17 protein-coding genes, 1 tRNA gene and 1 pseudogene are annotated in these 19,740 nt (G+C 46.1%); 3 read left to right on the top strand and 16 right to left on the bottom strand.

Going from position 1 to position 19,740, the window contains the following annotated elements:
- The first annotated feature begins 17 nt into the window (after nt 1–17).
- The gene (locus PKF022_RS09550) at nt 18–749 is read left to right on the top strand and encodes a GntR family transcriptional regulator (protein WP_281776736.1); all 732 of its coding nucleotides are present in this window, start codon (nt 18–20) and stop codon (nt 747–749) included.
- A 176-nt stretch (nt 750–925) separates the two neighbouring features.
- Here PKF022_RS09550 and PKF022_RS09555 read toward each other — a convergent pair whose 3' ends face one another.
- The 9 genes from PKF022_RS09555 to def form a co-directional block, all read right to left on the bottom strand.
- Nucleotides 926–1,582: an FMN-binding negative transcriptional regulator gene (locus PKF022_RS09555; protein WP_281776737.1), complete on the bottom strand. Its 657-nt coding sequence runs from the start codon at nt 1,580–1,582 to the stop codon at nt 926–928.
- Between the two features lie 84 nt (nt 1,583–1,666).
- Nucleotides 1,667–1,742, bottom strand: a tRNA-Phe gene (locus PKF022_RS09560).
- Between the two features lie 93 nt (nt 1,743–1,835).
- Entirely contained in the window at nt 1,836–2,519 is a 684-nt protein-coding gene (locus PKF022_RS09565) for a response regulator (protein WP_281776738.1), read from the bottom strand.
- A 2-nt stretch (nt 2,520–2,521) separates the two neighbouring features.
- Nucleotides 2,522–4,831, bottom strand: coding sequence for an ATP-binding protein (locus PKF022_RS09570; protein ID WP_281776739.1), 2,310 nt, complete (start codon nt 4,829–4,831; stop codon nt 2,522–2,524).
- On the bottom strand, nt 4,828–5,409 hold the full coding sequence (locus tag PKF022_RS09575) for a DUF4390 domain-containing protein (RefSeq protein WP_255532696.1): 582 nt from the start codon (nt 5,407–5,409) through the stop codon (nt 4,828–4,830). Before PKF022_RS09575 ends, PKF022_RS09570 begins: the two co-directional genes overlap by 4 nt.
- On the bottom strand, nt 5,406–6,722 hold the full coding sequence (gene rsmB, locus PKF022_RS09580; protein WP_281776740.1) for a 16S rRNA (cytosine(967)-C(5))-methyltransferase RsmB: 1,317 nt from the start codon (nt 6,720–6,722) through the stop codon (nt 5,406–5,408). Before rsmB ends, PKF022_RS09575 begins: the two co-directional genes overlap by 4 nt.
- A gap of 1 nt (nt 6,723) precedes the next feature.
- Nucleotides 6,724–7,590, bottom strand: a complete 867-nt coding sequence (htpX, locus tag PKF022_RS09585; RefSeq protein ID WP_281776741.1) for a zinc metalloprotease HtpX — start codon at nt 7,588–7,590, stop codon at nt 6,724–6,726.
- Between the two features lie 2 nt (nt 7,591–7,592).
- Nucleotides 7,593–8,591, bottom strand: a complete 999-nt coding sequence (gene fmt / locus PKF022_RS09590; protein ID WP_281776742.1) for a methionyl-tRNA formyltransferase — start codon at nt 8,589–8,591, stop codon at nt 7,593–7,595.
- 8 nt (nt 8,592–8,599) lie between these two features.
- Nucleotides 8,600–9,115 (bottom strand): peptide deformylase, encoded by a 516-nt coding sequence (def, locus tag PKF022_RS09595; RefSeq protein WP_216231045.1) that lies wholly within the window; start codon nt 9,113–9,115, stop codon nt 8,600–8,602.
- Between the two features lie 71 nt (nt 9,116–9,186).
- Between def and dprA the strand changes: the two genes are divergently transcribed.
- A complete protein-coding gene (gene dprA, locus PKF022_RS09600; protein ID WP_281777503.1) occupies nt 9,187–9,888 on the top strand; it encodes a DNA-processing protein DprA in 702 nt (233 codons plus the stop codon).
- Between the two features lie 196 nt (nt 9,889–10,084).
- Nucleotides 10,085–12,763 (top strand): DNA topoisomerase III, encoded by a 2,679-nt coding sequence (locus PKF022_RS09605; RefSeq protein WP_281776743.1) that lies wholly within the window; start codon nt 10,085–10,087, stop codon nt 12,761–12,763.
- Here PKF022_RS09605 and mnmC read toward each other — a convergent pair.
- From mnmC to rpmH, 7 genes and pseudogenes are all read right to left on the bottom strand, one after another.
- Nucleotides 12,733–13,824, bottom strand: a pseudogene (mnmC, locus tag PKF022_RS09610) (FAD-dependent 5-carboxymethylaminomethyl-2-thiouridine(34) oxidoreductase MnmC); the annotation flags it as partial. The gene PKF022_RS09605 and the pseudogene mnmC sit on opposite strands and share 31 nt — an antisense overlap.
- A 48-nt stretch (nt 13,825–13,872) precedes the next feature.
- Nucleotides 13,873–15,738 carry a phosphoenolpyruvate carboxykinase (GTP) gene (locus PKF022_RS09615; RefSeq protein WP_216231047.1) on the bottom strand — a complete coding sequence of 622 codons (1,866 nt, stop codon included), beginning with the start codon at nt 15,736–15,738 and terminating at the stop codon, nt 13,873–13,875.
- 90 nt (nt 15,739–15,828) lie between these two features.
- Nucleotides 15,829–17,190, bottom strand: coding sequence for a tRNA uridine-5-carboxymethylaminomethyl(34) synthesis GTPase MnmE (gene mnmE, locus PKF022_RS09620; protein ID WP_281777504.1), 1,362 nt, complete (start codon nt 17,188–17,190; stop codon nt 15,829–15,831).
- A gap of 42 nt (nt 17,191–17,232) precedes the next feature.
- The gene (gene yidC, locus PKF022_RS09625) at nt 17,233–18,906 is read right to left on the bottom strand and encodes a membrane protein insertase YidC (protein WP_281776744.1); all 1,674 of its coding nucleotides are present in this window, start codon (nt 18,904–18,906) and stop codon (nt 17,233–17,235) included.
- Nucleotides 18,907–18,916: 10 nt separating this feature from the next.
- The gene (yidD, locus tag PKF022_RS09630; RefSeq protein WP_216245941.1) at nt 18,917–19,156 is read right to left on the bottom strand and encodes a membrane protein insertion efficiency factor YidD; all 240 of its coding nucleotides are present in this window, start codon (nt 19,154–19,156) and stop codon (nt 18,917–18,919) included.
- 1 nt (nt 19,157) lies between these two features.
- Nucleotides 19,158–19,475 carry a ribonuclease P protein component gene (gene rnpA, locus PKF022_RS09635; protein WP_255532698.1) on the bottom strand — a complete coding sequence of 106 codons (318 nt, stop codon included), beginning with the start codon at nt 19,473–19,475 and terminating at the stop codon, nt 19,158–19,160.
- A gap of 8 nt (nt 19,476–19,483) precedes the next feature.
- Nucleotides 19,484–19,618, bottom strand: a complete 135-nt coding sequence (gene rpmH / locus PKF022_RS09640) for a 50S ribosomal protein L34 (protein WP_011903922.1) — start codon at nt 19,616–19,618, stop codon at nt 19,484–19,486.
- Nucleotides 19,619–19,740: the final 122 nt, after the last annotated feature.

Here is a 19,740-nt window from a genome sequence, read left to right on the forward strand (position 1 = left end):
TCAAGTAAAATTTCAACATGAGCCAGCCGCTATACCTCCAATTAGCCCAAAACCTTCAAAACGCTATTAAAAAAGGGCAGTTTCCCGTTGGTAGCGTATTTCCAACGGAATTGGAGTTAGCTGAACAATATTCGACCAGCCGCTATACCGTAAGAGCCGCAATAGCTGAGTTAGAGGCTGTTGGAATGGTTTCTAGGCGTAAAAAAGCTGGCACAAAGGTTGAGTCAGCAACTCCCAATGCGGGATATAAGCAAACTGTTAGCTCTGTTGAGGACTTAACGGAGTTTGGTGAAAAACATGCTCGTGTTATCTACTCAAATGAAAAAATCACAGCGAACAAAAAATTGACTGAGGAGCTTGGATGTAGTGTCGGCAAAGAATGGCTAAAACTATGTAGCCTTAGATTCAGCGACAAAAATCCAGATGAGCCCATGGGACTTACTGAAATCTATATCGACGCAAGCTATAAAAAAATTCCTAAGCTCGCAAAAGACAATCCAAGCATTCTAATTAGTCACTTGATTGAATCAGAATATGGAAGAAAGATTGCGGAAATTAAACAGGATGTATTTGCCATTCTGCTGAACGAAGAATTCGCCAAGCTCTTACAGGCAAAGGCTAAGTCGCCAGCACTGAAGATTGTGCGTAGCTATATAGATACAGCCAATGAAGCCTTTCAAATAACAGTCACCACACATCCTGCGGATAGATATAGCGCATCTACAAGATTGAGAAGAGAGTCTAAATAATTTGTCGTTTTAAACGACATAACAAGTAGCCACCTTAGATGATTGAGAACAGTAAGCCAGCCTAAGACAAAGGAAGTTCTAAAGCGGCGAACACTCTAGCAACAAATGAAAAAACCACCCGAAGGTGGTTTTGATGTTTCTTGGTGGCCCGGGGCGGAATTGACCAGGGCTCAGGATTAATGATCCGACTTCAAACCACCTAGCGCCTCTATCTCTTTTGCCATCTCTAGGCTATTTGAATCCTCGTCATTCCCCCTGAGATCATCAATAACGCCTTGACGATCCCTGGCAGGACGATTTTGACTAATCTTCCATTTGGCTTCGATTTTTTCAACTAGCAATTCGACTCCCACAATATTTGCCAACATCGTTTCAATGTAATCTTTTGGGGCATCTGTAACGGCCCACGGATCTTTCCTGCTTGACTCCATTTTCTCCGTCAGGATCTTCACAATGTGATGCTTATCTTCCTCATCTTGGATGGCCGATAGCGTTCCATTGATGTGAACGCTTAAATAATTATAGGTAGGAACAACTTTATGCGTTTCTTTCTTTGTGGGATATGAAGATGGGCTGATGTAAGCTTCATATCCAGAAAAGACTAACAATACCTTTTGGTTTTTCTCGCCAATCTTCCATATTGGATTTGCTTTGGCTGTGTGTGAAATTAACTTGCTCCCAACGGCTATGTTTCCATTGGGCGCCATAAAAGGGAGGTGGTTTCCAACCAGATCCCCATCAACATTGGCAACCATTAGTCCAAGAGGGTGAGTTTTAATAAATTGAGAGATCTTCTCTGGATCAGTCTCAAGAAAATGTGAAGGGATATACATCTGCTAATTAAAACATTTATGGATTAAAAATCAATCCCAAACCCATAAGTGAAAAAACCACCCAAAGGTGGTTTTAGTATTTCTTGGTGGCCCGGGGCGGAATCGAACCACCGACACAAGGATTTTCAATCCTCTGCTCTACCGACTGAGCTACCAGGCCAAGACTTGGAATTATAACGAATTTGCTTTGGGCGCCGTTGATTTGCCAGATTGGCTTAATTCCGGGGGCGAGCAGTCCATTGCCAATAGGTGATTAGCTTTCGCCTTTATTACGAGAGGTGTCTATTCCTAGCGCTTTTAGCTTGCGATATAAATGGGTGCGCTCTAGGCCGGTATATTCAGAAATCTTCGTCATGCTACCGCCCATGATTTGCATTTGATGCTCAAAATAAGCCTTTTCAAAGAGATCTCTAGCCTCTCTTAGCGGCAAATCAAAATAGGTTTTTGCAATTCCACTAATGTATTCACCCCCGGCAGGCGCGGGGGCTGACTCAACTGCCGCCTGCTTTGGTATTGCTACAGCACTATTACTAGATTGAACGATTCGCTCTTGTTCTGGTTCAACATATTTAGGAAAGCTTTCTAAAGCTTTACTCACTGTCTTCAACAACTTTTGTAAAGCAATCGGCTTTTCTAAAAAGTTCAAAGCGCCAATTCGCGTTGCTTCAACAGCGGTGTCAATCGTTGCGTGACCAGACATCATCACTACTGGCATCGTCAACTGACCAGTGTTGGACCACTCTTTTAATAATGTAATGCCATCCGTATCTGGCATCCAAATATCTAGCAAAACTAAATCGGGGCGCATCTGCTCTCGAATAGTGCGTGCTTGTATGGCGCTCTCTGCGGCGTACACGGTATGGCCTTCATCTGTAAGGATCTCATTGAGAAGCTCACGAATACCCATCTCGTCATCTACAACCAAAATACTAGCCATGCTTAGGCTGCCTCTTTTGCTAGATTCATAAACAATATTGATACTTGCGCACCAATCACTTCTTCACCCGACATGCGATTGCGGATTTCAATTTTGGCCGCATGATCATCAACAATTTTCTTGACCACCGCCAAACCCAATCCCGTGCCTTTGCTCTTTGTAGTTACATATGGCTCAAAGGCTCTTGCCAATATCTTAGCTGGAAATCCAACTCCACAATCACTTATTGTCAATCGCACTGCATTTTGAACCACGCCATTGTGCTCGCCATAGGGCACTAACTCTGTTTTTACCTCTACTGGACTGCCAGGGTTGGGGCCTTCAAGAGTGGCGTCTTGAGCATTTTGTAGCAAGTTATGGATTACCTGCCTGAGTTGGGTTGGGTCGCCCATAATATTTGGGCACCCTGGATCCAGCTTGGTTTTCAGAGGGCTTCCCTCATAAAGACCTAAGATCTCAGAGGTAAGTGTATTGATAGAAACTGGCTTCAATTGAGGGGTTGGGGTCTTTGCAAAATCCCTAAAATCATTGACCATTTCTTTCATGGCCTGCACCTGACCAATAATGGTTTCGGTGCTGCGATTAATCATTTCTTCTTGCTCTGGACTCAACTTGCCGGCAAGTTTATGTTGCAATCTTTCAGCTGAAAGCTGAATAGGCGTAAGTGGGTTTTTAATCTCGTGGGCTAGGCGTCTTGCTACCTCGCTCCAGGCAATCGATCTTTGTGCGCTCACCACGTCGGTAATGTCGTCAAAAACTACCATGCGCAAATCACCGGTCAACTCTGTGCCGCGCACAAACAGCGTGACGCCCAATTCATTTTCAAACTCATTGGTGCTGTGTAACTGAATTTGTTTTTGCCACACTGGCGCATTAGCTTGATTAGACTTTTGCTCTACTCCACCCTCACCAGCTACAGCAAGTTTCATAGTGGCAAAACCCTCTTTAATGGCTCCCTCAAACTCTTGTAAAGCAGGGCTGCTGCTCAGCGGCCTTCCATCAAGCTGAGTTAGGTCTTGCCCAAAAATTCTGTCGGCTCCAGCATTGCTAGAAACGACGTTGTAGTTTTTGTCAAAAATACATACACCTGCTGTAAGACTTCCCAATACTCGTTCCAAGAAAGCTTTGGACTCCTGCAAAGAGGTGCGGGTATCTGCCAACTGTCTTGTCATGACATTAAATTGACGTGTAAGCATGCCAAGCTCATCACCAGTATCTAACTCGGGCTTGGGCGACAAGTCGCCCTGTGCCACTGCCTGCGTTCCTTTTAGTAGCATGAGCAAAGGGCGAGCAAGCTGTCTACCCAACATAAGTGCCAAGGTAATGGCTACAAATACAGCAAAAAAGAGGGTCAGGGTCAGCGTACCAACAAACATCTTGCGCAGACCTGTGCGTCCCAGTGATTTTTCTTGATATTCACTATATGCAGATTCAACCGCAAAAATATTCTTTGCCAATGGGGTGGGAATATAGCGCACTAGCTGCAAGAAATACTTATCTTCCGCATCTTTGCTAGAGTCCGCTCTGCTGTGTGCAGCCTTCTTGCGAACAACGGGAACAATTGCCCTAATGCGATAGCCACGCTGCCCGCCATCCATTTCAATTTGATCTAAAAAGGTGGCGCCCTTATTTTTAAAAGCCTCTGCAACAACATCGGCACTAGGCGCAGGAAAATATTTTTTAGGCTTTAGCTCGCTGGTGATAATTAAATTACGCTGCATATTAAAGAGGCTTACCTCTTGAATACCAAATTGATTACGAATCTTCATAATGGCCGCACCAACCTGATCTGTTGTGGCGCCCGAAGGAATCTGCACAATTTGTTCAGCAATAAAATTACCTTCGCCTAAGATTTCTTCTTGGGCAACTCGCAAAGTAACTCGACCCAACTCCAGACCAGAGTTCAATGCTGACTCTACCTTTACATCAAACCAGGTTTCAATGCTGCGTGATACGAACTGCAAAGAAACGCCGTACAAAATCAATCCCGGGACGATGCCAACCAAGGCAAAAATCATTGCCAGCTTTGCGATTAGGCGTGTGCCAAAATGGCCTCGATACCAGCGCACTGCAATCACTGCCACCAAAATCAAAATAACCAATGTCAGAGAAATGCCAATGACTACGTTTGCGGCATACAGCCAAATAAAATAGTTATCAAAAAACTCCGTATTGGATGAGGCGATTGCTAATAAAACCAAGAGCAAGAGAGCGAAAACGCCAATCAATCCAATCGTGATTGGAATTACTTTTTTGCTCCAGACTTTTGATGAAAAAAAGCCTGGATCCAGAAGGGCCGCTATCGATCTCATCGCTTAATCAGATTGGGGCCATTTGGAGAGAACGGAAAGCGATACCAATCGCTCGATACATTCCAGTCGCGATTATTTAATGCATTGACCTGGAATGGTTTTGGTAACTTGCTCAGGTCCAGGGTCATGCGCATGCTTGCGGTATAGGATTTGCCGGGGTCCAGTTGTGAGCTATCCATTACACGCCAACTACCTATGCTCCCTACGGCCTGTAATGCTTCAGACATAGATTTGGCAGAAAAGGTAAAACCTTCAGAAGCAATGCGGTACTGCTGTGTCAATGGTTGATACGACAAACGAGTTTGTCTTTGTATGAGGGCTGGCTTCTCATCAAACCAATACCAACGTGATCTTGTTAAATCAAACTCTGTTTGAAAATATAAAACTACGCCTTTTTTTACTGCATCTTCTAGGCCTGGTGACAATTCAATCTGATAAGTAGCACTCAAAAGCCAGTCGTTGTCTGACCTCTCCAGCTCAAAGGATTTGATCTTGATACCTTCTGCACTAACGGTTGTTGAGAGAACTCCCAAAGCCATCAAGAACAAAAAGAGGAGTTGTTTAATTCTTCGGCTCATGGCCCATTTTTCTTAAACAAAGCATAGTAAAAACCGTCATTTAACTCGCCAGGCAAAATCTGGCCTGGAGCATCTAATCGTACCGCATCAGAGTGCTGCCCCGCAAACCAATTAGCCTGATCCTCGCCCTCCTCAACAAATATCGAGCAAGTCACATACAAAAGAGTGCCCCCTGGCTTCAGCATCTTCCAAGCTTGGTTCAAAATACCTCGCTGTCGTTCTTGTAAGGCCCGGATATCTGCTTCACGTCTCAGGAATGGAATGTCTGGATGCCGCGACACAATACCCGATGCAGAACAAGGTGCATCGAGCAAAATTTTGTCAAAAGGAATGCCGTCCCACCAGGCGGCTTTTGAAGCGTCGCCACGCACTACGCGCACCTTGTCTGAGCGCAAGCGAAGGCGATCTAAATTGCCACCAATTTTCCCTATCCGATCACCATCTAGCTCCAAAGCCTGCATCGAACAATCAGCAAGCTCTAGTAAGTGTGCCGTCTTTCCGCCAGGAGCAGCACAAGCATCTAACACCATCTCACCATCTTGGGGGCTTAACAAAATCGCAGCAAGCTGTGCACCCGCATCTTGGACGGATACAGCGCCACTATAAAAACCTGGCAGATCAGACACGGGTACCGCTTCTGGAATCAAGAGTGCGCAAGGCAATGCAACGCCAGCTACCACCTCTATAGGTTCTGATGCAATTCCTGCCTCAGACAATAGAGATTGATATTGCTCGCGCGAATATTGACGCTGATTTACACGCAAAATTAATGGTGCGCGCTTAGCCTGCCGAAACAAAATTGATTGCCAAGATTTAGAGTAATTGCGTTTGAGATTTGCTCGCCACCATGCGGGTACGTACATTGGGATTGGATCTGGCGGATAGCGCTTCTCGCCCTCGGGCGGCTGCACTAAAAGACTTACCTTACGCAAAACTGCGTTTACCAATCCCTTGGCATACATGGTCTTGTCATACTCACTACATGCTTTAACCGCTTGATCAACAATAGTGTGTGCTGGATAGCCTTTGCTATCTGCTCCATCATGCAAAAACAAAGCAATGGCAACGCTCAATAAATGATCGGTCTCTGGCGGGGGGGTCTTTGGAATAAATTGCTTGATCAACTCGTGCGAGCGCACCCATTTGCGGAGGGCATCAAAACTAAGGCTCTGAACAATCGGGCGTTCGTGTGGCTCAAGCTGATCTAAAACTTCTGTAAGCGATCTTCCGCTCATCACCTCACTAATCGCTTGTGCAGCTATAGTAATTGCCTCAGAAAGCGGGAGACTGCGTGGTTTTTGCTGATCAGTCAAATTAATTTGCTCCGGGGTATGCCCCGTTTTTAGCCATATGCATTAAGCGTGCCACCCGCTCTTCAGTGGGAGGATGTGTTGAAAAAAGTTGTGCAAGACCGCCAGCGCTTAAAGGATTGAGAATCATCATCTGCGCAGTTTCAGGATGCTGCTCAACAGCCTGAAACGGGATGCCTTGTGCATAGTTATGAATTTTTTCTAGTGCATGTGCGAGAGCTTCGGGGTCAGAGCTAATTTCTGCACCGCCGCGATCGGCCTCATATTCTCGCGCGCGAGAAATGCTCATCTGAATCAGGCTTGCTGCAATTGGTGCCAATATAGCCACCATTAAGCTTGCTATTGGATTGTTGGGTCTTCCCTCCGAATCGCGTCCACCAAAGAACATCGCAAAATTTGCTAGCGCAGAAATTGCACCGGCCATAGTTGCAGCTACCGTTGAAATCAAAATATCCCGATGACGAACATGTGCAAGTTCATGCGCCATTACACCGCGTAATTCACGATTCGAAAGAATTTTTAGAATCCCCGTTGTGGCAGCAACGGAAGCATTTTCTGGATTTCGTCCTGTTGCAAAAGCATTGGGCGCATCTTCATTAATCAAAAATACTTTGGGCATCGGCAAACCTGCCTTTTCGGCCAGCTCTTTCACCAACCCATAAAACTGAGGCGCAGATCTTTCGTCAACCTGCTGTGCATTAGTCATCTTTAGCACCATGGTGTCAGAAAACCAATAGCTAAAAAAGTTCATGCCAACCGCCATAAGCAAAGCCATTAACATGCCCTGCTCGCCACCCAACATGCCGCCAACCACAATAAATAAGGCGGTAATGGCTGCCATCAAAACAGCAGTTTTTGCAAAATTAAACATTTCTACTCCTTTGACTGAAAATGCAACCGTTTTTCACCGTCACCAATCGACTGTAGGCCTGTTTTGGCACCTATTTTTTTTCCACCAGGTTTTTGTATTTGAGTAACCTCGATTACGCCTTGGCCACATTGAATATATACGCCTTCGCCACTAAACCCAATTACATCACCGATATTCCCATTTGGGCTTATAACCCCATCATCAGCGACCTGAGAATCCCAAAGCTTCACGATAAGTCCGTTGACCTGACTGCTTGCGCCGGGGAAAGGATTAAAAGCTCGAATGCGCAGATCGATTTCGTTTGCACTTAAAGCCCAATCAATTTCCGCCTCGTTTTTTAATATTTTTTCAGCATAAGTAATGCCTACATTTGGTTGCGGCGCTCGAGTCAAATCTTTGCCTTGCTGCAAAGCGTCTAGTGTTTTAACAATCAGATCAGCGCCAAGTTGCGCCAATCGGTCATGCAAACTAGCGCTTGTTTCATCACGCGCAATAGCAAGCTGAGCATCCATCACTACATCGCCAGTATCCAGCCCTGCATCCATTTGCATTATGCAAACACCCGTGTTGGCATCACCCGCCTCAATCGCTCGCTGAATTGGCGCAGCACCACGCCAACGAGGAAGTAGAGAGGCGTGAATATTAAAGCTGCCAAATCTTCCAGGCCGTTCACTGATATCTAAAATTTCTTGGGGAAAAATCAAGCCATAGGCAACGACAACCATGGCATCAAACTCAGTTGATGAGAGGCGCTCATAAGCCTCCTCAGCTTGTGCTTTTTTTTGTGGGTCAGTGTTGGTGCGTCTTAATGTTTCTGGCTGCAATATCGGAATATTTTTTTCTAAAGCAAACTCTTTAACCGGGCTTGCTTGTAAATGCATCCCCCTGCCAGAGCGGCGATCAGGCTGAGTAAGCGCTAGAACAATTTCATGTCCTGCAGCATCGATTGCGCGCATGGCTTGCGCAGCAAACACCGGGGTTCCAGCAAAGACAATTTTCATTGGGGCGCTTAGCGCTGACCTACTAATTCTTTAGCGCGCTTCTTCATTTTTTGTGAGATACGAGTTCGCTTCAGGATTGATAAATATTCGACAAATACTTTTCCTTGCAAATGATCTAACTCGTGCTGCAAACAAACTGCCAACAAGCCATCGGCATTTATTTCAAATTCTTTGCCGTCAATATCTAGTGCCTTAACGCGAATTTCTGCTGGTCTTTCAACTTCGTCATAAAACTCAGGGACAGACAGGCAGCCTTCACGCCAAGATTTCGTTTCCGCACTTGCCCAAATAATTTCCGGATTGATAAAAACCATCAACTCGTTTTGCTCATCAGATACATCGATCACTACGATGCGCTCATGAATATCTACTTGGGTTGCTGCCAAGCCAACGCCGGGGGCTTCATACATAGTGTCCGCCATATCAGCGACAATTTTTTTAATGCGAGCATCAACCTGCGCTACCGGTTTTGCAACCTTGTGCAGGCGGGGGTCTGGATAACAAAGGACATTTAACAAAGCCATATAAGAATTATCCAACAGAGCTATCAGTCTGTCCTGATTGTTCAAATTCCCCCATGGCACAAAATTGTTTTATGCAAATACTGCCTACGCCGAATGCCCCCACCTGTATCAAATGTGGAAGCGATGACTACCCTCGCCGTCTTTATGATTTATTTGACCCCCCAAAGTCGCTCTATATATATGGAGAAATTGCTCTTTTAAAGAAACCCATGATTGCCATCGTGGGCTCAAGAAGCGCTAGTCTAGAGGGTCTAAAAAATGCCCACCTCATTGCTCAAGGACTATCAAAAGCAGGGGTGCTCATTGTTTCTGGGCTAGCCATAGGCGTTGATAGCGCAGCCCACCATGCCGTCCTTAAGCTTGGGCCAGGGCACTTCACCGCCGCAGTGCTGGGAACCGGTACAGACCTTGTGTACCCACGTCAAAATACCAGCCTTTCTCAAGCCATTGGGCAACGAGGGCTCTTGATCTCTGAATTGCCCCCAGGGGTAGGCCCCAAGGCATGGCACTTTCCCAAGCGAAATCGCATCATTGCAGCACTCTCGCTCGGTGTTGTGGTGATCGAAGCCGCCAAAATGTCGGGTTCACTCATTACGGCCCGACTGGCAGCAGATTTAGGGAGGGAAGTTTTTGCTATTCCAGGCCCCATTAGCAACCCCAACTCAATAGGCTGCCATCTGCTGATTCAGCAAGGGGCAAAACTTGCCTTTCGGCCGGAGGATATTCTTGAGGAGCTCGATTTTTGCTTGAAACCCTCATTTAAATGGCTTTAAAAGGGGGTTTTGCTATAAAAATAGGCAGCCTGATGCGTCCAAAATAAGCAAAAGATAGGGGTTTTTGGACTTTTCTTAATTTATCGGTTAATAATAAAAAAGGGGTATGCAGTTGGCTGGGTCCTATTTAGACATAAATCGACCCTCCCTTTTGCCCCATAAAACACCATTTCTAGCTCAAATTTAGGCAAAACGCGTGGCAACTAAAGCAACTACCAAAAAAAGCAGTTCAAAGACTACCGCAGGTGATCACCCTAAGGCACTCATCATTGCTGAGAAGCCTTCTGTTGCCAATGACATTGCTAAGGCCCTAGGCGGCTTTACAAAATATGAAGACTATTTTGAAAGCGATGAATTTCTGATTTCTTCTGCAGTGGGCCATTTATTAGAGATCGCTGCTCCAGAAGAGTTTGACGTAAAGCGTGGCAAGTGGTCTTTTGCCAATCTGCCAGTGGTGCCTCCATATTTTGATTTGCGTCCGATTGCCAAAACAGAGTCACGCCTAAAGGTTTTACAAAAGCTTATTAAGCGCAAAGATGTCAACGCACTTATTAATGCATGCGATGCTGGGCGAGAAGGTGAGTTGATTTTCCGTTTGATTGCGCAACATGCAAAAGCATCTCAATCTATTAAACGCCTGTGGCTGCAATCGATGACACCGGCAGCAATTCGTGATGGTTTTGCCAACTTACGAACTGATGAAGATATGCAGCCTCTTGCAGATGCGGCGCGTTGTCGCTCTGAAGCAGATTGGCTAGTTGGCATCAATGGCACTCGCGCAATGACCGCATTTAATAGCAAAAGTGGTGGATTCTTTTTAACAACCGTAGGCCGCGTACAAACTCCGACACTCTCTATTGTTGTCGAGCGCGAAGAACTCATCCGTAAATTTATCTCCAAAGACTACTGGGAAGTGAAAGCAGAATTCATTGCTGCAGCAGGCGTCTATGAGGGTCGTTGGTTTGATCCGAAGTTTAAAAAAGATGCTGCCGAACCAGATGCTCGCGAGAATCGCTTATGGAGCGAAGCAGCTGCACAAAGCATCGTAGCGGCATGTCGTGACAAAAAAGCAAACGTAACTGAAGAAGCCAAGCCAGCCACACAGCTTGCCCCTCAGCTATTCGACTTAACTAGTTTGCAGCGCGAAGCGAATGCGCGCTTTGGCTTCTCCGCAAAAAATACATTAGGTCTTGCACAAGCCTTATATGAGCGTCACAAAGTATTAACGTATCCGCGTACTGATGCAAAAGCACTGCCAGAAGATTATCTCGATACGGTTAAACAAACCATGGAGAACCTCTCTGAGCATTCGCAAGACTATCGTGCATTTGCCAAACAAATTCTGCAGGGCGATCCCAAGGATCCAAAAACTAAGGCGGGCTACGGATGGATTAAACCGAACAAGCGCATTTTCGATAACTCCAAAATTTCCGATCACTTTGCGATCATTCCTACTCTAGAAACACCGAAGAGCTTGAGTGAGCCAGAGGCAAAACTTTACGATTTGGTAGTGCGTCGCTTCTTGGCGGTGTTTTATCCCGCTGCAGAATTCCGCGTTACTACTCGTATTACAGAGGCCTCAGGACACCACTTTAAAACTGAGGGGCGTGTGCTCGTAAACCCAGGCTGGCTAACGGTCTACGGCAAATCCAATCAGGCGGATGATGAGCTAGTTCCGGTCCAAGAGGGCGAATCCGTTCAAACCGAATCCATCGCTGCAGTACCACTAAAAACAAAACCACCAGCACGCTATACAGAAGCAACATTGCTCTCCGCAATGGAAAGTGCTGGTAAGTGGGTAGATGATGATGAGATGCGCGAAGCCATGGCTGAAAAGGGCTTGGGCACACCAGCAACACGGGCGGCAATTATTGAAGGGCTACTGGCTGAAAAATATATCGTACGCGAAGCGCGTGAGCTAATACCAACAGCCAAAGCATTTCAGCTAATGACTTTATTGCGCGGTTTAGATGTTGAAGAGCTGACTCGACCTGATTTGACTGGCAGTTGGGAGAACAAACTTTCTCTCATCGAGCAAGGCAAGATGAATCGCGATACCTTCATGCAAGAGATCGCGCAAATGACTCAGCGTATTGTGAAGCGCGCTAAAGAATACGACAGCGATACCATCCCCGGCGACTATGTCACGATGACCACGCCATGCCCGCACTGTAAGGGCCCGGTGAAAGAAAACTACCGTCGTTTTGCTTGCGAAAAGTGTGGCTTTACTATCAGCAAAACACCCGGTGGACGTGCGTTTGAATATCCTGAAGTTGAGGAGTTGCTGCGTGAAAAAACCATTGGTCCGCTACAAGGCTTCCGCAGCAAAATGGGAAGGCCATTTGCAGCAATCATTAAGTTAAGCGAAATTCCAGAGGACGACAAAGACTATCCAAACGCTGGTTTCAAGCTCGAGTTTGATTTTGGTAATACACAAGATGACGAAACTGAAGCGGTTGATTTCACAGGCCGCCAAGCATTAGGCGTTTGTCCGAAATGCTCTGGTGCTGTTTATGAAGATGGCATGCGCTACGTTTGCGAAAACAATACTGGCCCTAGTAAATCGTGTGATTTCAAAACCGGCAAGGTTGTTTTGCAACAAGAAGTTTCGCCAGAGCAAGTTCAGAAATTGTTGAAAGAAGGCAAAACGGATCTTCTAACCAACTTTAAGTCGAACCGGACAGGGCGTGGGTTTAAGGCCTATTTAGCCTTAGATTCTGCGGGCAAAATTGGTTTTGAATTTGAAGCTAAAGCCCCCAAAGCGGAGGGGGCCGCTAAAGCCCCTGCGAAGAAACGGGCGGGTGCAAGTGCAGCAACTAAATCAGCTGCAAAACCTAAGCGCGCTAGCAAAGCAAAGTCATCCTCTAGCAGCTGAGCAGTAATAAGCTTAGCTGCTAGAGCGGACCATAAAATTCCTCGCGACCCTAGAGCGGTAGCTAAAAATATTCCTGGGCGCTGAGCGAGGGCGCCGATGATAGGTAAACGATCGCCCGCAACACAGCGAATGCCAACGAATTCACCAACTTTGATTAGCGAGCTAAGGTCGCCATTTTCATAGGCTACTAAGCCCCGGGCCTGTTCGCGATTAAAGTTGTCGCTTTCATCTCTCGAGGAAAGATCATCTACACCCTCATCAAAGCTAGAGCCAACGATCCATTGATAACTGCCGCCCTCTGAACGCGATGCAGGCAAACAGTATCCATCCCCAGAAATGCCAACTCTAGGCAACCTCTTAGCCCAAGGATTGCTTTCTTCAATAGAAAAAATGCTCAGTTGCCCGCGAACAGGCTTTAAGGGCAAACGAACATCAATACTGCTCATCAGGGGCTTTGTCTCCATGGCGCAGGCTATAACAACCTTATCAGCGGAGACAATGAGTTGATTTGTAGCGTCAAATAAATGCCAGGTGTCTTCAGACCTGTCTAAACGCACAACTCGCGCGCTCCAAAGACAAGTTAAACGTTCATGCGCCTGAAGTAACTGTTTGCTTGCTTCATATAAATTTAGACAAGCGCCGCGTGGCAGCCAAACACCGCTTTGCTCAATTCCACAAACACGCTGCGCCTCTTGAGGATCCATAGCCATTGCCATATCACTATCGAGGCCTAAAGAGCGGAGGTGATCCGTCACTTGCGCACGATCAAATACTTTATCTTTTTTGGTTGGCTGAAATATTCCATGCTGCTGCCATACATTTTTCCAACGCGCCTCGGCAAGCAAAAATGCAATTCGCGTTAAACGCAATAAGCGTGGCGAACCTTTACCAATATGGGGATGAGCAATGGCATAAGCATGGCTGGAACAGGCGGTAGCCGGGGATGTGGCAGCGTCAATAATGCAAACTGCTTTGCCACGCTCGAGCAACTCATTTGCAATGGTTGCTCCACAAATGCCTGCCCCAATCACCACTATTTCATGGTGTTGGGGTTTGGTCATTGAATAAAGCTATATAAAACGTTTGTGATTACTAAAGACTTATCAGTTTTAAGCATTCAAACGTTGTTCGATCTTAGAGCGAGTTTCTTTCAGCTCTTTTGGTAAACGATCGCCAAGGTGCTCGAACAACTCCGTATGTAACTTCAGCTCATTCTTCCAGTCATCAATACCAACGTTGATGGCTTTGGTGAACTTGTCTGCTGAGTAATCAAGGCCGCCCCAGTGCATGTCTGCGTACTCTGGAGTGATGCCAAACGGGGTTTCTTTACCGTTAGCTTTACCTTCGGCACGATTCAAAATCCAGGAAAGAACGCGCATGTTCTCGCCGAAGCCAGGCCATACGAACTTGCCATTTTCGTCTTTGCGGAACCAGTTCACACAATAGATCTTCGGCAATACAGCGCCTTCGGCTTCCAACTTCTTACCAATATTTAACCAGTGCTGGAAGTAGTCGCTCATGTTGTAGCCTGCAAATGCAATCATTGCGAATGGGTCGCGACGTACAACGCCGATTTGACCTGTAATGGCTGCAGTAGTTTCTGAGCCCAATGTTGCAGCCATGTAAACACCCTCAACCCAATCACGCGCTTCACTAACCAAAGGCACGGTGTTTGAGCGGCGACCGCCGAACAAGAAAGCATCAATTGGAACGCCTGCAGGATCGTCCCAGTTTGGATCAACCGCTGGGTTATTGGTTGCCGCAACAGTGAAGCGTGAATTTGGATGCGCAGCTTTACGGCCAGCAGCGCCATCAGCAGGAGTCCAGTCTTTACCTTGCCAGTCGATCAAATGTGCTGGCGGGGTTTCTGTTAAGCCTTCCCACCAAACATCACCATCATCAGTCAAACCAACGTTGGTGAAAATCACGTCTTGGTTCAATGAGTCAATACAGTTTTGGTTTGTTTGACGATTGGTTCCAGGGGCTACGCCAAAGTAACCAGATTCTGGATTGATTGCGAATAAACGGGTTTTGCCGGTGACAGGGTCTTTGCGTGGCTTGATCCAAGCAATGTCATCACCAATAGTGGTTACTTTCCAACCTTCGAATCCTGCTGGAGGAATCATCATAGAGAAGTTGGTTTTGCCGCAGGCGGATGGGAATGCTGCAGCGATATGATATTTCTTACCTTCAGGTGAAGTTACACCCAAGATCAACATGTGCTCAGCCAGCCAGCCTTGGTCGCGGCCCATGTTCGATGCAATACGCAAGGCAAAACATTTTTTACCTAACAAGGCATTGCCGCCGTAACCTGAACCAAAGGACCAGATCTCACGAGTTTCTGGGTAATGAACGATGTATTTGTTCTTGTTGTTAGGCCAAGCAACGTCTTTTTCGCCAGCAGCCAAAGGCTTACCAACCGTATGGATGCAGGGAACGAACTCGCCGTCAGCGCCCAACTGATCGATAACCGCTTTGCCCATACGAGTCATCAACTTCATGTTGATTGCAACGTAAGGACTATCTGACAACTCGACGCCAATGTGTGCAATTGGTGAGCCAATTGGGCCCATTGAAAATGGCACTACATACATAGTTCTACCGCGCATGCAGCCATCAAACAATGGATTCAATGTTGCGCGCATTTCGCTTGGCTCAACCCAATTATTGGTTGGGCCAGCATCTTCTTTCTTGGCTGAGCAAATAAAGGTACGATCCTCAACGCGCGCCACATCCTCAGGGTCTGACAAAGCCAAAAAGGAATTTTTACGCTTAGCAGGGTTAAGGCGCTTAAATACACCAGCCGAAACCAATAGCTCGCAGAGCTCATCGTATTCAGCTTGCGACCCATCACACCAACGAATGGCATCGGGTTTGGTTAAGGCAGCAACTTCGCCAACCCACTCAATTAAACGCTTGTTTTTTACGTAAGCCGGCGCATTGACATTGATCTGGCCGCTGGTAGTTGAAGTCATATGTTTCCCTATGAAGATTGAATTTTTTAATCCGACAATTTTATCATTTTGGGTGAATTTTTACCCCCGACCCCACACCGCACAAACCCTTTACTTGCCAATACAGAATTGGCTGAAGATTTTTCCTAAAAGGTCGTCTGGAAGCAGTTTTCCGGTGATTTCACCGAGGTGTTTTTGCGCCAAAGATAGCTCTTCTGCGAATAACTCTAGTGAATTGTTGCCATTTGCGGCGAATTGTTCCGATTTTTCAATATGTTCGGCAGCTCGCTCTATACAGTCTAAATGTCTTCTGCGCGCCAAGATTGCGCCCTCTTGAGGGCCGTCCCAGCCTACAAGCTCCAAAATCTTCTGCTTCAGCTGATCTATTCCCGCTCCAGTTTTGGCAGAAATCAATAAAGCCTGGTCAGACGGCAATTTTGGAGATTCTGGCAGTAGGTCTGCCTTATTGATGACCTCAAGTACGGCACATTTAGGGGGTAATTCCTTCAAAATCTGGGCTTTTAGCGCATCTTCTTGATTTCCTGCCTGGGCATCGGTCAAAAAAATCACCATATCGGCAAGACGAATGGCATCCCAAGATCTCTCAATTCCCTTTGCCTCGACTATGTCGGACGTTTCCCTCAAACCTGCGGTATCAATAATGTGCATTGGCACACCATCAACAGTGATGCTTTCCTTTACCCGATCGCGGGTAGTTCCAGCAATCGGGGTGACAATGGCCACCTCTTCGCCGGCCAAACGATTTAATAGGGAACTTTTTCCAACATTGGGGGCACCAGCCAAAACCAATTGGATTCCATCTCGCAAGATTTTTCCCTGTTTTGCGCCGGCACGTAACCCTTGTAACTTTTCTTTCACTGCCGCTAAGCGCTGACGAGCTTGTGCGTTTTCTAAAAACTCAATCTCTTCTTCTGGAAAATCAAGGGTTGATTCAACCAAAATTCTGAGCTGAGTAATTTCTTCGATGAGATTATTAATGTCATCAGAAAAGGCGCCCTGTAGTGAACGTGCGGCGCCGCGAACGGCGGCTTCACTCTGCGCATCTATAAGATCGGCAATTGCTTCAGCTTGCGTTAAATCAATTTTGTTATTTAAGTAAGCGCGGAGCGTAAATTCGCCAGGCTCGGCAATAACGAGCCCCTCGTTTTTTCCCAACTCAAGGCAGCGCTTTATTACCAACTCAAGCAGTTGTGGCCCACCATGACATTGAAGCTCTAAAACATCCTCGCCTGTAAATGAGGCTGGTCCAGCAAAGTAAATGGCAATAAGCTGATCAATAGCATCGCCGTGTTCGTCACACAGCGTTAACAAGTTGGCCTGTCGAGGAGAAAGTTTTTTTTGAAAGAGGGAGTTTGCGATGGACTGTAGGTTTTGTCCGCTGATGCGAACTACACCCACGCCAGCCTTACCCTGTGCGGTTGCGACAGCAATGATAGGCAATTTTCTCGTCATCATTGCTGTCTACTTATTACAAAGTTTTATGCGGCTCGCAAATTACTTAGCGGGCTTTTTTCCAAACATTTGGTTAATTTGCCACTGCTGTGCAATCGACAACAGGTTGTTTACCACCCAGTACAAAACTAAACCAGCGGGGAAGAAGAAGAACATGACCGAGAAAACAATTGGCATGTACATCATGATTTTTGCCTGCACTGGATCTGGCGGTGTTGGATTCAATTTGGTTTGCACAAACATCGAGGCAGCCATGATTACTGGCAGGATGTAGTACGGATCTGGAACTGATAGATCATGAATCCACAATACCCATGGTGCGCCACGCATCTCGACTGAAGACAACAAAACCCAATACAGGGAGATAAACACCGGGATTTGGATCAGCACAGGCAAGCAACCACCCAGTGGGTTGATCTTTTCTTTACGATACATCTCCATCATTGCTTGATTCAGTTTTTGCGGCTCGCCTTTGTATTGCTCTTTCATAGCAACTAAGCGGGGCTGCACTTCCTTCATGCGCGCCATTGACTTATAGCTTGCAGCAGACAAGGGGAAGAACACCAACTTAATTAGTATGGTCAAGAGAATGATTGACCAACCCCAATTGCCAACATAAGAATGAATGTTGTCTAGCAGCCAAAAAATTGGTTTGGCCAGAATGGTTAAATAGCCGTAGTCTTTCAACAGCTCAAAACCTGGAGCGATTGTTTCTAAAACGCGTTCTTCTTGTGGGCCGACAAATAACTTGGCCTTTTCAACTACGGTAGAGCCTTGTGCAACTACGCCAAGCGGTGTCTGCATGCCAATGCGATATAAGCCGTTGTCAATTCTGCCAGCATAAATATCGCGGGCAGTCTTGTCGCCAGGAATCCACGCACTTGCAAAGTAGTGCTGAACCATTGCAATCCACGCCGGCTCACCGGCAGCCACTTGAGAAGGAATGGTGATTTTGTTTTTATCAATTGCCGTGAACTCGAGCTTATTAAACTTTTCTTTGTCGGTATAAACAGCAGGGCCAGTAAAGGTGCTAGCAGAAAAGGCGCCATCGAAGGGGCCGATTTTTTGTTCTTGCGAAGCGTCGCGCACAATCTCTGTGTAAAGAACAAGTGGGTTTGAGTTGTTTGATGCTTGGGTAACGCGATGCCCAACATCCACAACATAACTACCCGGATTAAGAATGAATGTTTTTTCCAACTTAACGCCATTGCGCTCGTTAACAAAAACAGCAAATGGTCTGCCTGAGCCATCTTTGCCGGATTGAGCCAACTTAAATGTACTTGTATGGTTTGGAAGATCATTATTTCCAAGGGAAATTAATCCTGAACGAGCAAAGTATTTATGTGTCGGCGTGTATTGGAACAATTCAACCGGCTTATTGTCTGCGGTTAAAGATTTCAATAGCCTTGCATCAATCACGTTTGCACCGCTTGCACTGATCTCCAGCACCAAAACATCGTTCTGTAAAGTGAACTTTTCTGCGCCCTCAATCGCACCGCTACTTACGACAGGAGTTGCAGCAACAGCTGGTGATCCTGAGATTTGCGCGGGAACATCAACCTTGTTGGCGGCTGCTGCTTTATCGGCAGCTACAGGGGCGCTTGCTGGAGCGCCACCAAACAAAGATGGCTTGCCTTCATGAACCTGCCAATTGTTGTAGAGCATAAGACCCGACATCGAGAATACAGCCCAAAGAATTGTTTTTTTAAAGTCCATTTACATTCACTTAAGTTGATGTTTTTGTATCTTTTAAAGCAGGATCATAGCCACCATGTGACCATGGGTTGCAGCGCAAGATACGCCACACCATCAATCCAAGGCTTTTTAAAAATCCATAATGACTAAAGCAGTCACAAGCGTATTGCGAACAACTGGGTACGTATTTGCAGTGCATTCCCACATATGGGCTTAATGTTAGTTGATAAATTTTCACCAACTTTATTGCCACATTGTTTAAAACACGCACCTTAAATTAACCCTGAAATTTGAGAGCGGAGAATTTCTTTTTCTTTTTTTCTGAGCCTGCCTCGTGTCTCACGACCAATTGGTTTTTTGAGCTTAACAACAACATCTTTATTTAATGTGTTGGATTGAGCGGCCCACACCAATTCGCGAATCATTCTCTTTAGGCGATTTCGGTCAACCGCTCTTTTGGCCAACTTCTTTGCTACCGCAACCCCCAAATCAGGCTTGGCGCCCTCTTGGGTAGATGCAGCATATACACCCCAGTACAAACTTGTCTGGGGACGTATTTTTAATAATTCAGAAATCCTTGCGCTATTCAATGGCTAAATTAAACAGCCAAACGCTTGCGGCCTTTTGCACGACGGGCATTTAAAACTGCGCGTCCGCTTTTGGTTTTCATACGAATGCGAAAGCCGTGAGTGCGCTTGCGACGAGTTACTGAGGGTTGGTAAGTTCTTTTCATGATCGATCCCTGGAAAACCAAGTATTTTCCTTGTTGCAGAGCAAAAGGTCAATCTATCTTGATGAATATGTAGGTGTTTTTCTCTATTTTTCCCCAAATTTCTCTTAAATCATTAATTTAAA

The organism is Polynucleobacter sp. KF022, from assembly GCF_027924105.1.
In the GTDB taxonomy this organism is placed as follows: Bacteria; Pseudomonadota; Gammaproteobacteria; order Burkholderiales; family Burkholderiaceae; genus Polynucleobacter.